Genomic DNA, 692 nt, shown 5'->3' on the forward strand with positions numbered 1-692 from the left:
TTCCTCTACGAGGGCGACGCCCCGCTGGCCGAGCGGCGGGCCGCCGCGCTGGCGCTCGACTCCGGGCTGCTCGGCGAACTGCTGGGCCGGGTCGATCTGCGGGAGCTGCTCGACCCGGAGGTGCTCGCCGAGACCGCCCGTCAACTGCGCTGGCGCACCGAGCAGCGTCGGCCCCGCGACCCGGAGGACGTGGTCGAGCTGCTGCGCGTGGTCGGTGACCTGAGCAGCGCCGAGCTGGCCGAGCGGGGCGCGCCGGAGTCCTGGGCCGACGAGCTGGCGGCGGCGCGGCGGGTGCTGCGGGTCCGGATCGCCGGCGAGGACCGCTGGGTGGTCGTGGAGGACGCCGCCCGGCTGCGCGACGCGCTCGGCGTGGCGCTGCCCGTCGGGGTCGCCGAGGCGTACCTCGCGCCGGTCGCCGATCCGCTCACCGACCTGGTCGCCCGGTACGCCCGCACGCACGGCCCGTTCGCGGCGGCCACCTGCGCGGCCCGGTTCGGGCTCGGTGTGTTCGTGGTGGAGCAGGCGCTGCGGCGGCTCGCGGCGAACGGCCGGGTGGTCTCCGGCGAGTTCGCCCCGGACACGGTGGGCACGCAGTGGTGCGACGCGGAGGTGCTGCGCCTGCTGCGCCGCCGCTCGCTGGCCGCCCTGCGCCGGGAGATCGAACCGGTGCCGCCACGCGCGCTCGCCACGTT

General features: G+C 77.9%; 1 protein-coding gene. It reads left to right on the plus strand.

Annotated features, from left to right (window positions below; translation table 11 throughout):
- On the plus strand, nucleotides 1-692 hold a 692-nt coding region (locus KBX39_RS32465; protein WP_369010135.1), incomplete at both ends, for a crosslink repair DNA glycosylase YcaQ family protein.

The sequence above is a fragment of the Micromonospora sp. D75 genome, from assembly GCF_018070405.1.
Lineage (GTDB): Bacteria > Actinomycetota > Actinomycetes > Mycobacteriales > Micromonosporaceae > Micromonospora > Micromonospora chalcea.